Annotated in this window: 12 protein-coding genes; 4 read left to right on the forward strand and 8 right to left on the reverse strand. The window is 65.7% G+C overall.

Annotated elements, in window-relative coordinates:
* Positions 1–25 precede the first annotated feature (25 nt).
* From OHQ90_RS19615 to OHQ90_RS19630, 4 genes are all read right to left on the reverse strand, one after another.
* Complete coding sequence (locus OHQ90_RS19615) at positions 26–295, reverse strand: DUF2277 domain-containing protein (RefSeq protein WP_328399491.1); 270 nt, start codon at positions 293–295, stop codon at positions 26–28.
* A 16-nt stretch (positions 296–311) separates the two neighbouring features.
* Entirely contained in the window at positions 312–1,286 is a 975-nt protein-coding gene (locus OHQ90_RS19620) for a nucleotidyl transferase AbiEii/AbiGii toxin family protein (protein WP_328412949.1), read from the reverse strand.
* Positions 1,286–1,936 (reverse strand): hypothetical protein, encoded by a 651-nt coding sequence (locus tag OHQ90_RS19625; protein WP_328399493.1) that lies wholly within the window; start codon positions 1,934–1,936, stop codon positions 1,286–1,288. Before OHQ90_RS19625 ends, OHQ90_RS19620 begins: the two co-directional genes overlap by 1 nt.
* A 120-nt stretch (positions 1,937–2,056) precedes the next feature.
* The gene (locus OHQ90_RS19630; RefSeq protein WP_328399495.1) at positions 2,057–2,200 is read right to left on the reverse strand and encodes a hypothetical protein; all 144 of its coding nucleotides are present in this window, start codon (positions 2,198–2,200) and stop codon (positions 2,057–2,059) included.
* A 269-nt stretch (positions 2,201–2,469) separates the two neighbouring features.
* Here OHQ90_RS19630 and OHQ90_RS19635 point away from each other — a divergent pair, with 269 nt between their 5' ends.
* Positions 2,470–5,946, forward strand: a complete 3,477-nt coding sequence (locus OHQ90_RS19635; RefSeq protein WP_328399497.1) for a protein kinase domain-containing protein — start codon at positions 2,470–2,472, stop codon at positions 5,944–5,946.
* Between the two features lie 62 nt (positions 5,947–6,008).
* Here the strand turns inward: OHQ90_RS19635 and OHQ90_RS19640 are convergent, their stop codons facing one another.
* The 3 genes from OHQ90_RS19640 to OHQ90_RS19650 form a co-directional block, all read right to left on the reverse strand.
* The gene (locus tag OHQ90_RS19640) at positions 6,009–7,124 is read right to left on the reverse strand and encodes a class I SAM-dependent methyltransferase (protein WP_442941140.1); all 1,116 of its coding nucleotides are present in this window, start codon (positions 7,122–7,124) and stop codon (positions 6,009–6,011) included.
* A 165-nt stretch (positions 7,125–7,289) separates the two neighbouring features.
* A complete protein-coding gene (locus OHQ90_RS19645) occupies positions 7,290–8,585 on the reverse strand; it encodes a hypothetical protein (protein ID WP_328399499.1) in 1,296 nt (431 codons plus the stop codon).
* A complete protein-coding gene (locus OHQ90_RS19650) occupies positions 8,585–8,806 on the reverse strand; it encodes a hypothetical protein (protein ID WP_328399501.1) in 222 nt (73 codons plus the stop codon). The genes OHQ90_RS19645 and OHQ90_RS19650 overlap by 1 nt, the downstream gene beginning before the upstream one ends.
* A 345-nt stretch (positions 8,807–9,151) precedes the next feature.
* Here OHQ90_RS19650 and OHQ90_RS19655 point away from each other — a divergent pair, with 345 nt between their 5' ends.
* Positions 9,152–9,400, forward strand: a complete 249-nt coding sequence (locus tag OHQ90_RS19655) for a hypothetical protein (RefSeq protein WP_328399503.1) — start codon at positions 9,152–9,154, stop codon at positions 9,398–9,400.
* A gap of 12 nt (positions 9,401–9,412) precedes the next feature.
* Here OHQ90_RS19655 and OHQ90_RS19660 read toward each other — a convergent pair whose 3' ends face one another.
* On the reverse strand, positions 9,413–11,572 hold the full coding sequence (locus OHQ90_RS19660) for a putative bifunctional diguanylate cyclase/phosphodiesterase (RefSeq protein ID WP_328399505.1): 2,160 nt from the start codon (positions 11,570–11,572) through the stop codon (positions 9,413–9,415).
* A 139-nt stretch (positions 11,573–11,711) separates the two neighbouring features.
* On the opposite strand from OHQ90_RS19660, the gene OHQ90_RS19665 reads away from it, so the two are divergent.
* Positions 11,712–12,518: an SAM-dependent methyltransferase gene (locus OHQ90_RS19665; protein WP_328399507.1), complete on the forward strand. Its 807-nt coding sequence runs from the start codon at positions 11,712–11,714 to the stop codon at positions 12,516–12,518.
* A gap of 144 nt (positions 12,519–12,662) precedes the next feature.
* Positions 12,663–13,139 carry a DUF4231 domain-containing protein gene (locus OHQ90_RS19670; protein WP_328399509.1) on the forward strand — a complete coding sequence of 159 codons (477 nt, stop codon included), beginning with the start codon at positions 12,663–12,665 and terminating at the stop codon, positions 13,137–13,139.
* The last annotated feature ends 18 nt before the right edge of the window (positions 13,140–13,157 follow it).

Below are 13,157 nucleotides of genomic sequence, written 5' to 3' on the forward strand. Positions count from 1 at the left end.
GGGAGCCCGTCGCAATGACAGCGGTTCAGTCGTGTGCGTGCAGCCGGGCCTGTACTTCCGGGCGTCGCAATGGCGGCAGGCTTTTAGGCGGAACCTTGCGGTCCGGCAGCTGGTCGAGCAGTCGAGTGGTGGCCGCCGCTATATCGGCGACGGCGGCATCGACCGCAGGGCGGGTCGATGCGGAGATGCTGGACAAGCCGCCGACCTTGCGGACGTACTGCAGGGCCGCCGCATGTATTTCCTCGGGCGTCGCCGCGGGCTCCAGCCCACGAAGACCGGTGATGTTTCGGCACATGCTTCGAGGTTAGCCCTCAGTTCCCAGGGGTTCCCGTCGGCGGGATCGGCAGGGCGCGGGCCAGTCGGTCCAGCCAGTGGTCCATCTCGCCGTGGACTTGCGGGTGCCCGCGCCGGAATTCCGTCCAGTCCACCTGCCAGTGGCGGATCGCATCGGGGCCGAATCCGTGGCGGTGGGTACCCAGCACTTTGCGCAGAAGTCGGGGTGTCAGGTGAGTCTGTGGGGATTCGGCGAGGAGCACGGCGTCGTAGAGATCCTTGCCTGCGGCCTGCCCGGTATCGGTCGCATCGAGGTGCAGCCACAACAGCTTCCATGCCAGTGACAGTTCCCGGCTTGCCGTGACGACCGGTGTCGGTGGGCCGCCGTCGGCGCGCGGGACGGCCGTCCAGACCGGTGCGTCGGGCAGCGTTTCGTCCGAGGCGAAGTCCAGCTGTATCTTGCCCGACACTTTGGGGTCGTCGGTGTACCACGGCACAGTGAGTCGCTCGCCGGGAGTGTCGTAGCTGACTTTGTAGTCGTAGGTCCATTGCTCATCCGGGTCTACGCCGTATGCGCTGAGCCACACGCCGCCTGCCGTATGCGGTTCGCCGCGTATCGCCTCGACCACTGCGTCGTACAGCGAGATCGGTGTGTATTCCTCGGATCGCATCCAGCGCAAGCCTTCCGGGGGCAGCATCGGGCGGAACCCGAATGTTGCGAACTCTTCGTCTGCCCACATCCGGTACCGGGCGGCCCCATCCGTGGCTTCCGGCCACTGCTGCACCGCCGCGATGTCATCGACGTAGGGGAATGGATGCAGCGGATCCGGAAAGGTGGTTTCGGCCGGTTTGGGCACGATCCAGTCCAAATCCCCTGGTGGCCGCGCCAGCTCGCCCACCCATGCCGGCAGCGTCATACTGCCGCGCAGCACCAGCCCCGCACCGACCTCCGAACCGGCGGTCAGCGCCAGCATGTGGTCCAGCGCGATGCGGTGGGCCTGCTCCGGAGTCATCACGCCGCGGCGGCAGGCTCGATGATCCAGCCCGCGTCGAGGGCCGGATGGTCGTCGTAGACGACGAACTCGCGTTCCACCTCGATGGCCGGAAATCCGGCGGCTCGGAGGACTTCGAGCAGTATCTGGAGCCGACGGCCTGCCTCCGGCAGACCGATGTCGCGACAGCGCTGGGTCACGAACCGCTCGTGCCGCCCGCTGCCCGCAGCTCGGCGGGCGTTGCGTGAAAGGTGTGCGGCGTGGGGTTCGGTGAGCTCGCGCACACGGGACAGGTCGGTCTCGTCGCGCAGGATGAGCTTGACGTGGTGCTCGAAGTAGCAGCCCGCGGGCAGCACGGCGGCCTCGGCTGCCGTCTGCGGCACGCCCTCGTTGAACGGGCTCGCCTCGATTTTCGCGCGCGTCACCGGAAAACCGGCTGCCTGCAATGCTTTCGAGTATTCGCGCACCGCCTGAGCCAGGTCATCGACTACCCCGGATCGGGTGAACGTGAGCATCGGCTGATCGGCTACCGCACCACGATCGAGCTCGATGCGCGTGTAACGCATCCCGTTGGCCGCGGCCCAGTCGATCAGCCGGGATTCCTCCGCTGCGGCGAGCAGGACAGTCAGGTGCGACTCGAATTCCCCGGCGAACGTATGTTCGACAAACACGGAAGTAACCGTAGCAAAATCGTGCCGGGGTGCCCAGACGACAGGACTGGGGCCATCGCACACTCGGGCTGAGCGGCCGCGCGGACAGCCCAGTCGGGTTCGTGCGTCAATTCTGTTCGCTCAGTGGCTATTTCGTAGGGCCGTGCCGATGGCGCAGCCGATGAGCGCGCCGACCGAGAAGAACCGGATTCCGATGAAGATGCCGATCACGCAACCGATGGCCGCGCCCGCGAAGATGCGCCCGGCGCCCCCGGCATAGTGCATCGAGGCAAGGCGCGGGTGCTAGTCGGGATCGAGCGTTCATCTGGGCCATTTCGAAGGACTGATGTGCACGGCACGACTTCGAGCACGTCGCCGGGTGAGGGGTAATCGAAGCGGTCGGCGCGGAGATTTCCGGTCGGATCAGCCGAGCTCGTTCGGGAAATCGGCAGCAAACGTCGAGTTCGCTGCTGTCGGACGGTCGGTCGAGTCACGCAATTGCGGCGGCGGGAATATCCTCGAAGTAACTAACCGACAGTTGTATCGAGGTCGTCGTGGCGCATATCGATCCGCTTTCCACGCAACGCGGCCTGACCTCAGGGTTCGCGGCGGAGCTCGATGCCGTCGGGTTCGCCGAGGCTGTCGAGATCGGTCGTGGCGGGTTCGGTGTGGTGTATCGCTGTTTTCAGGCGGAGCTGGATCGGGAGGTCGCGATCAAGGTGCTCACCGCCGAGTTGGAATCGGAGAATCTCGAACGGTTTGTCCGTGAACAGCTGGCCATGGGCAAACTCTCGGGCCATCCGAACATTGTGAGCGTGTTCGAGGTGGGGTCGACGGCGGCCGGGCGGCCCTACATCGTGATGCCGTATCACCCGCATGGTTCGTTGGATGCTCGAATCCAGGACCATGGGCCACTCGGCTGGCAGGACGTGCTGCACGTCGGAGTGAAGATCGCGGGGGCGCTGGAGACCGCGCACCGGCGCGGAATGCTGCATCGCGATGTCAAACCCGGGAACATCCTGTTGAACGAGTACGGCGAGCCGCAGCTCGCCGATTTCGGAATTACCCGCTTGGTCGGCGGTTTCGAGACGACCGCAGGGACTGTCACCGGTTCGCCCGCCTTCACCGCACCGGAGGTGCTGCAGGGCCGCACCCCGGATGCGACGGCCGATATCTACAGTCTCGCCTCTACGCTGTTCTGTGCGGGCACCGGTCATGCCGTGTTCGAGCGGCGCAGCGGCGAACAGCTGGTCGCCCAGTTTCTCCGCATCACCAAGCAGCCGATACCGGACCTGAGCGATGCGGGTCTGCCCGCCGACGTGACGCGCGCGATCGAACGCGCCATGTCCCGTGACATCGGCGAACGGCCGACTACCGCAGCGGAATTCGGTGAGAGGCTCCGCGAGATCCAAGCCAGGTACGGGCTTGCGCCGGACGAGATGCCGATTCCGTTGGCCGCCGCGGAACCGGTCGGACATCGCCAGGCCGCCACGCCGACCGGAACGGGTCGGCGTCGGACTTCGGGGAGGTCTTCCGCGCGGGCGACCCCACCCGTGCCGGCGACGCGATTGCGGCCGCCGGTGCCGACGCGCCCGCTGGTCGGGCGAGCGCGACTGATAGAGCTGCTGCGGGCCGGGCGTGGCCGTCGGCTGGCGGTCATCCACGGCCCCACTGGTTTCGGCAAGACCACACTCGCGGCGCAATGGTGCGAGGACCTGACCGCCGACGGGGTCGCGGTGGCGTGGCTGACCGTCGATGACGACGACAACAACGTCGTCTGGTTTCTGTCGCACCTCATCGAGGCCATTCGCGCCGTGCGTCCCGCACTCGCACAGGAGCTCGGCGAACTGCTGGAGGAGCACGGCGACGAGGCCGAGCGTTACGTGCTGACCTCGCTGATCAACGATATCGACCGGCGCGGTGAGCAGTTGACCGTCGTGATCGATGACTGGCACCGGGTACTCGATCCGACCACCACGGGGGCGTTGCGCTTTCTGATCGAAAGTTGCAGTCCGGCCCTGCGCACCGTAGTGACCAGCCGCAATCAAACCCGGCTGCCCATGAGCTCGATGCGGGCGCGCGACGAGCTGGTCGAGATAGGTACCGCGGCCCTGCGTTTCGATGTCGAGGAGGCCTATGCCTTCCTGGTCGACCTCGGTGGGCTCGAGCTGGACCGCGGCGATGTCGAGGACCTCACCGAATCGACCGAGGGCTGGGTCGCAGCGCTGCAGCTCGCCGCGCTGTCATTGCGCGGCAGTGACGATCCCGGCGCACTGATCGCTCACCTGACCGGACGACACCATGCCATCAGCGAATTCCTTGCCGAGAACGTCCTGGACACCCTCGAACCGGGGACGCTCGATTTCATGGTGGCGACCTCGATCACCGAACGCATCTGTGGCGAGCTGGCCGCGGCGCTCACCGGCGTCGCCGACGGACAGGCGTTGCTGGAGCGGATCGAGCAGCAGGACCTGTTCCTGCGCAGGCTCGACGACGAGCAGTGGTTCCGATACCACCACCTGTTCCAGGAATTCTTGCGGCAGCGGCTGGAACGCGATCGGCCGGAACGGATTACGCAGCTGCACCGCGCGGCGTCGCAATGGTTCGCCGAGCACCGGCAGGTGAGCGAAGCGGTCGACCACGCGCTGCTGGCCGGTGACGAGCTGCGCGCTGTGGAGATCGTCGAAACGGACGGGATGTCACTGCTCGAGTACGGGCAGTTCGCCAGCCTCATCGGGCTGGTCGGCAAACTACCCGCGACAACCATCGAGACTCATCCTCGACTGCAGCTGGATCTGGCATGGGCGAACATCCTGTTGCACCGCGCCGCAGCCGCGGAACGGGCACTGCGGCTTGCGGAGTCGAGGTTGGACAGCGCGGGCCTCGACGAGACCGTGACCGCGAATCTGCGCGCCGAAGCGGGTGTTGTGCATGCGGTGGTGACGGTGCGCGCGGATGTGCTGGCCGGTGTCGACGACATGCTGCGGCCGTGCCTGGCCCGTGCGGACGAGATGTCACCGTACGTCGTGGCCATCGCCGCGAACGTCGCGTCCTTCGCGGCAGGCTATCGCTTCGACTTCGATGAGGCGGTGCGTATTCAGGAGTGGTCCGCACCGTACATGCGGCAGAACAAGGGCTACTACAACAATGTGAACGGGTTGTGTTTTCTCGGACTCGCCGCCAGCCTGCGGCTCGACATCGCCCATGCGGAACAGTATTTCCGGCGGGCGATGAAGGTGGCCAAACAGTCCGGCGGCAGCCACTCCTACGGCGCGCGCCTGGCCGGATCGCTGCTGGGCGAGCTGCTCTACGAGCGCGGCGAGATCATGGAGGCGGAACGGCTGCTCGACGAAGGCTACAAGTTGGGGCCGGAGGCGGGTGTCGTCGATTTCAAGCTGGCCCGCTACGTGGTCGGCGCCCGCATCAAGGCGTTGCTCGGCGACCGGGCTGCCGCGATCCGCAGGTTGAACGAGGGCGCCCGTGTCGCACGGTCGATGTCGTTGCCGCGGTTGCGCGCCGAGGTCGAGAACGAGCGGTTGCGGCTCGGGTTGCCGCCGAACCCCGACACCGGTCCGCTGCCGGTGGTCGACTACGCCGACCGTCGTACCCCCGCCGACCCGATCGACGAATTCACCGTGCTGTACGAGGAATTCACTGCGATCCGGCTGCTGCTGACCGAAGATTCGCTGGAGCGGACCGAGCTCGCCTGCGCGTGGGCGCAGGAATGGGTGGACCGGCTCGAAGCGGTCGATCGTCCCCGAGAACTGTTGAAGGCGCGCCGATTACTTGTCGCCTGCCTGGCCGCCGCCGGCCGGACCGATGCGGCGAAGGCGTTGCTGGCCACCGTCACCGCCCAATGCGCCGAGCTCGGCTCGGTCCGCTACCTACTCGACGGGGGACCCTATGTGCTGTCGATGCTGGCGGAGCTGCGGGAGGAGCAGACCGCGGGTCGCTGGCAGCCCGGCTGGCCGGACGTGCCCGAGCCGTTCTTGCTCAGGTTGGTCAATGCCGATGCGGCACAAACGATCTGATGCCACGACTTCCGAGATTATTGCGGGTCGGGTCGGGTCGGGTCGCGCTGTGCGCTGTGCCGTCAACTCTTTCTCGCGATGTAATAGCTGTTGAAGATATCGGCGTCGATGTGTTCGATGTCCACCGAACCGAACCCCGCTTCCCGCAGCATCCGGGTGGCGACCTGCTCACCCCACATCGTCCCGAGCCCTTCTCCGCCGAGCGCCAGCGACACGGTCATGCAGTGCATTGTCGAGATGGCGTACATACCCGGTCCGAGCGGGTGTTCCATATTCTCCTCGAGGTTGCTGGAGGCTCGAATATCCACCATCAGGAAGGTGCCGTCGTCTTTCAGCGCGGTAGCGACGCCGCGCAGCACCTCGGTCGGGTGGGCCTGATCATGGATCGTGTCGAACGCGGTGATCAGGTCGAATCTGTTGGAGGCGTCGAGATTTGTGACGTCGCGAACCTCGAAACTAGCGTTGGTGAGCCCCAAGGCCTGAGCCTCCGTGCGGCCGGCCGAAACACCCTCCTCGGAAAAGTCGTAGCCGACGAACCGGCTGGCGGGAAAGTGCCGGGCGAGCAGGTTGACGGCGTGTCCGCTGCCGCAGCCCACGTCGGCCACGTCGATGCCCTCGCGGAGCCGCTCGGGAAGTCCGGGGGCCAGGGCCATGGTGACGTCGATCAGCGCGACGTCGTGAATCGCCGCGCTCTCCTCCGCCATGACCTGCTGAAATCGGCCGTACTTCGAATAGGGGACACCGCCGCCGTGCCGGAAGCAGTCGACGATTTCGGGCTCGACGCTCGCGGCCAGCGGAATGTACTGCGTGAAGGCCGCGATATTGTCCGGACCCGCCGCTCTGGTCAGTGCGGCGGCGTGTGCGGGTGGTAGTGCGAACCTGCGATCGCCAGGGCGGTAGTCGACGATCTTGCCGACGGTGAGACCGGCCAACCATTCGCGCACATATCGCTCGTTCAAATTCGCGGCTCGGGCAATGTCGGCACTCGTCGCGGGCGGTAATCCGCTCATCGTGTCGAAGAGGCCGGTCTGGTGGCCGATGCTGATCAAGAGGGTCAGAAAGCCGTCATTGAGGATCTCCAGCATTCGCCCACCGAACGCCTCTGCGCGCGCGGCGAATTCCGGATCGGCATCTGGCGTGGGACTGGCCGGGGTGCGGATATGTGTGCTGTCCGACATGGCTACTCACCGCTTGGCGTGGTCGGCGACGCCCTGCCAGTCGACCACTCGACGTAGTTGAATGTGATGCGCATCACAGGCTACCTGTGGCGTGTGTCAGCTGCAAGATAGCTGAGGGTCGGCCGAAGGCGGCGGGTCGTGGCAGATGTCCACACGCGAACCGGATCAGTGCAGTTCCCAACTGTCGGCAGGACCGCGTCGCCGTCCCATCTGGCGCCGTCTGAAGAACACCTCTTCCACCGATACCGAGGGAATCTCGTTCGTCATTGCGGCCAGTCGGGTGTCGAGGTGTAGTTCGTGGATGCGCAATTCCAGGCCTGCGCGACGTTCCGGTGGCAACGTCGCCCAGACCGCTCCGATCTTGGCGTGCACCTCGGCATCGGCGGCCGCGAGTACCGGCAGCAGCATCGGCCACAGATTGGCTTCGGTGGCGATAGAGGGCAGCGCTGCCACGGCCTGGTCGGACATGTCCGCGAGCATTCGCGCGGTCCGTCGCTGGGCGTCGGCGTCGACGCGCCCGACCAGTTGGAACAGCCCACCCCAGATCGCGGGTTCGCTGCGGCCGTCGAGCTCTTTGATGATCGCGGCGAGCGCCGCCTCATTGCCGACGACAGGATTCGCGGCAATCCGATCCAGCGCGGTCGGGCTCGAGTGGCTGATGAACGTGAGCAGCTCCGGTATCGCACCCACGTGGATGGCGGTGACGATGAGGTTGCTGATCGATTCGGTGGATCCGATGGTGACCATGATGTCGCCGATCGCGGTGATCACGTCGTCGTCGCAGCGCGCGAAGGCCGAAAGCGCCGCGAGTTGGAGACTCGACGACCCGACGAGGACGGTGTGCACGATCCGCGGAATCCGCTGCCATTGACCAATGAGCAGCCTGCGCAGAATGGCGCTGATGCTCTCCGCCGAGAACGCGTACGCGGCGGAGAAGATCAGGCCCTCGTCGTCGTGCGCGCCTTGTTCGATGGCATCGATCAATGCTGGTGTCGCATAGGCAAGAAAGGGCCCGGCCGTGATGTAATCCCTGCGCCGCAGTACCTCGTTGAGTACATTCACGATCGGTTCGGGCGGTGCGACATCGGCGATCTGGCCGACGGTACGCGGATCCATGTACGGTGCGCAGTCCGCCGCGTAGGACGTGCCGAGCAAGGAGACCGTTTCGGCGGCTTTCTTCGGATACACGACGCCGATAGCGCCCGCGGCCCTGCCCGTCATCATCGGCGGCACGATCCGCTGCACCAGCGGCATCGAGATGCCGAGCGGAATGATCGGCACCAACTTGCTGATTCGGTGAAATGTCTCGGCGTGCTGATCGAAGACGATGCCTGCCATACGTTGCTGCAATTCGTGCAGATGCTCGGCGCCGAGGCGTTCCAAGTGCGCCAGTCGCTCCGCTGGGACGTGCAGTGTGCGCGCCAGCAGCATGATCTGGGCGCGAATTACCAGGTCGCTCATCAGTGGCGGCGGTCCCCGAACATAATCCGGCGCGCCGGTCCGCGCAGTGGCCGGGGCAGCGAGCCCACCACCTTATCGATGGACTGCGACAGTGCGTCTGCCTCGTGTTGCCTGGCCGCGCGGAACAACATGAGCAGGTCGGCGGCCTCCTGGTCGGAGAGTAGGTCGAGCGTCGCCAACGGCCCGCGTAGTTCGTGTTCGAGGTCGGTTCTGACGTTCATGCTGCTCCTCGTTGTGCATAGCCTCCGGCAGCCCGGATTACCCGCGGAGACCGTCGTTGAATCATAGGCGTGGCCACGGAGTCCATCGCGAGGTTTTCACATCGAGGCACCGGAATGGTTTCCGCGAGACGAGCTCTCGATCGTTGCCTGTCCTTCGGGGGAGCGAACCGACCGATCGCCTTGGCGCTTGTTCAGATGAAAGTAGGTGTGGCAGAACATCATTGGGCGTACGATTCTGTGTTCGCGACCAGGTTGCTGCCATTTAGTGACAATCAAATCATCTCTGCCCCAATAGATTTGGCGGACAGTCTCTATTTTACGGTAAAAAGACTTTGGAGTCCGGTAATGCCCAGAACAGTTCTTGTGCCAGGTCAGAACGCGAATTTCGGAGCGGGCGTGCTCGCAGGAGACTTAGTGGTCACCACACCGACAGCGGGGGCCTTTGCCGTCACGCTGGAGGGTGCGGCTCCGGTCGCGCACGCGCCCGGTGTCGCAGGCGGCGTGACGATCGCTGTCAACGGTTCGGCCGTCACGGTTGCCAATACCACGCCGGGTGTGGGCTCGCCTGCCGGGGACATCGTCCTGAACTGCTGACCGGCTGGTGCGCTACCGGCCAGGTGGTGCGGCTCCGGAGCGGGCCGCGCGGTGCGGCGCGGGTGACCGGACTGCGAGCAGATCGGTCACCTCGTCGACAGGCATGGGTCGATGGAACAGCCAGCCTTGGGCGGTGTCGCAGCCCAGATCGTGAAGTCGGCTGGCCTGATAGCTGGTCTCCACACATTCGGCGGTGACGGTGAATCCGAGGGCGTGACTGAGTTCGATGATCGATTCCAGTACCAGCACGTCGGAGGGGCTGGCCGCGTCGGGGGTTCGGATGCGGTGGACGAAGGGGCCCGCCAGTTTGATCACATCGAGCGGAAGTTGGCTGAGGTAGGCCAAATTGGAGTAGCCGGTGCCGAAATCATCGATCGCGATGTGGACACCCAGCGCGGCCAGCGTCCGCAGGGCTTGCAGTGGGCGTCCGCTGGTCTGCATGAAGGCCCGTTCGGTCAGCTCGAGTTGCAGGCTGTCGGGTGGGATGCCGGTGTCGGACAAGACATGTTGCACACGGTCCAGCCACGTGGGGTCGGAGACCTCGGCGGCCGAGACATTGACGCTGACGGTCGGCGTGCTGCCGGGGTAGCGGTCGTGCCAGTCGCGGCTGTCGCGGCAGGCCCGTTCGAGGACCAGCGCGCCCAGCGCGCCGATATGGCCGTTGTCTTCGGCGAGGTCGACGAACTGAGCCGGGGTGAGCACCCCTAGCACGGGATGTCGCCAGCGCACCAGGGCTTCCACCGCCACCATCTGCGCGTCGGCGAGGTCGACGATCGGCTGATAGTCGAGGAAGAGTTCGTCGCGGGTCAGCGCCGCGGGCATGGCAGCCGAGAGTTCGGTGCGGGTGTGCTCGCGCCTGCCCCGGTCGGCGTCGAAGATCACGTAGCGGCCGCGGCCTGCGGCCTTGGCCCAGTACATCGTCGTGTCGGCGGCCTGCAGGAGTTCGTCGGCGCTGGTGTGCTCGGTGCGGGCTGCCATCACGCCGATGCTCGCGGTGACGGTCAGGTGGTGGCCGTGGATGTCGAACGGTTGGGTGAAGACGTCGAGCACGGTCTCGGCGACCTCGCTCGCACCCGCGGATTGTGGGACCAGGATGACGAATTCGTCGCCGCCCATGCGAGCGACGAGCTGGCCGGGCCGGGTGGCGCAGGCGCTCAGGCGGGCGGCGGCCTGCACGAGTAGTGCGTCGCCGATCGCGTGTCCGAAGGTGTCGTTGACGATCTTGAAATGGTCGAGGTCGATGTAGCAGAGACCGAAGCTGCGGGTGGGGTCGGCGAACGCGGCGGTGAGGGCGTCGATGAAACGGGACCGGTTCGGCAGGCCGGTCAGTTGATCGTGGTGGGCCCGATAGTTCAGATGTTCCCGCAGTGCACGCCATTCGGAGATGTCCTCCACCAGCACCAGCGTGTACTGCGGGTCACCGTGCTCATCACGGATGAGTGAGACGTTGAGGTTGGTCCACACCGTGTGGCCGTCGCGATGGAGGTACGCCTTCTCCAATTGCACGTTGTCGTGGTCGCCCCGCAGCAGCGCCAAGTAGAGGTCCCACATGCCGTGATCGTCGCTGGGGTGCACCAGATCGGTGCCCGAGAGCTCGCGCATTTCCTCGGGCAGATAGCCGAGCATGGTGGCGAACGCGGTGTTGACCTCGATGATCCGGCCGCTCAGATCCGAAAGCCCGGTGCCGATCCCGGCCTGGGTGAACACCGCGCGAAACCGGGCTTCGCTGGCTCGCAGTTGTTGCTCGACGCTGCGTCTCGCGACGATCTCGGCGGCTCTGACGCTTTCCTGCTCGGCGAGCAACCAGGCGCGGAAGGCCCTGACGTAGCCGTTGGCGAAGGCTGCGAGCATGTCGGCGAGACGATCGGGCGGTATGACGGCCGCCGCGCCGAAATGCGTGCCGAGCACGGCAATACTGCGACCCAGCACCTCATCCCCGACGAAATGCGATCGAGCGAGCTCGGCCCCGAGCTCGGCGACCCTGGCGGCCGGTTCCGGCACCCCGGCGATCGCCTCGAATTCACCTGCCAGCCTGGCCAGCAGCGCACATGTTTCCTCGGCACTCATCGGCACCACATGGTCTCGGACCCCACCTGTGAGTGCAGCCGTCCAGCGGCCGGCCAGGGCGTGCGGGTCGTCCGAATCCGGCCCGGGCCCGGCATCCCAACCCATGGGTCATGATCCTAACCGCGTTGGCCGCCGCGCGTGAACTACAGCAGGCTGAGCGCTGCTGGGATACTATGGCGGCGCCTCCGCCCTTTGGGTGCGGGCGTGGCCGAAATATGCGCGGCACGAAAGGATTTCATAATCCATGACCAGACCGAGTTGGGCTCCCGATGACATTGATCTGGATCGCCCGAGCGCGTCGCGGGTGTACGACTATTTCGTCGGCGGCATGCACAACTTCGAGATCGACCGGCAGCTCGCACAGCAGATCGAGGCGTTCACGCCCGACGTCGCCGAGACCATGCGCGCGAACCGAGACCTGTTGCGCCGCTGCGTGCGCTTCCTCATCGATGCCGGGATCAGCCAGTTCCTCGACATCGGGTCCGGAATTCCCACGGTCGGCAATGTGCACGAAGTCGCCCAGGGGCGTGACCCGTCGGCCCGCGTGGTCTACGTCGACATCGATCCCGTCGCGGTCGCGCACAGCCGAGCGATCCTCGGCGATGACCCGAACACCGCAATCATCCAGGCCGACATCAGCGACCCCGACGCCATCCTGTCAGACCCCCAGGTAGCCAAGCTGATCGACTTCGACCAGCCGGTGGCGGTCCTGCTGCTCGGCGTGCTGCATTTCGTCTCGGATGCGGCCGACCCGCTCGGCTGCGTGGCCGGTCTGCGCGACGCGGTCGCCCCCGGCAGCTTCCTGGCCATCACCCACGCCACCTCCGATGGCCAGCCCACCGAGGTCCTCGAGGCGCAGAAACTCTCCGGCCGCACCTCGACCGAAATCGTGCTCCGCTCGAAGGCCGAGATCACCGAGTACTTCGACGGCTGGTCGCTGGTCGAACCCGGACTCGTCCACTTGCCGCTGTGGCGGCCCGACAACCCCGACGACATCGGTGCGCATCCCGAACAGTCCGGTGCCTATGGGGGCGTGGCACGTAAACACTGACGAGAAGTGTCGTGGCGCGATCTTTTCACCTCTGTTTAACCCGCGTCTCATCACGAGGTTCGCCCAAGGCCGCGCTGTCCCGGTCGGGGCATGTTCTTCGTGAATGCACGATTGCGGCCATAGTTTCCGTGTTAAGAGTGATTCGTGGTGGAGGCAATCGAGCCAGTCGGCAGTTCGGGCGTGGGCGACGCGGCCTGGTTGCGCCTGGAGGATCAGGTGCGCTGGTACGCAGACAAGAGCCGGCGAGCCCAAAAAGCTTATAAGCAAGTAAAACTCGGTCAAATCGCAGTCGGTGCGATCGTTCCGGTGCTGGCAGCGACGGGTGTGGCGGGCTACGTTACGGCCATCGTCGCCGCGGCGGTGGTCATCGCGGAAGGGGCGCAACAGCTGTTCCAGTGGCAGTCCGATTGGATCCACTTTCGTGCCGCCGCAGAAGCGCTCAGACATGAGCGGTTTCTCTACCTGGCCGAAGCCGGTCCCTACACCGGAGCGGACCGACGCCGGATACTGGCCGAACGGGTTGAGGCACTTACTGCCGGGGAGAACAGAGCATGGGCCGTCGAGCGGGCGGGTCCGGACCGGTCGAATCCGACCGCGGGGAACCGGGCGCCGGTAGACTGAGTCCGTGGGGGCGTCCCG

Source organism: Nocardia sp. NBC_00403, from assembly GCF_036046055.1.
In the GTDB taxonomy this organism is placed as follows: Bacteria; Actinomycetota; Actinomycetes; order Mycobacteriales; family Mycobacteriaceae; genus Nocardia.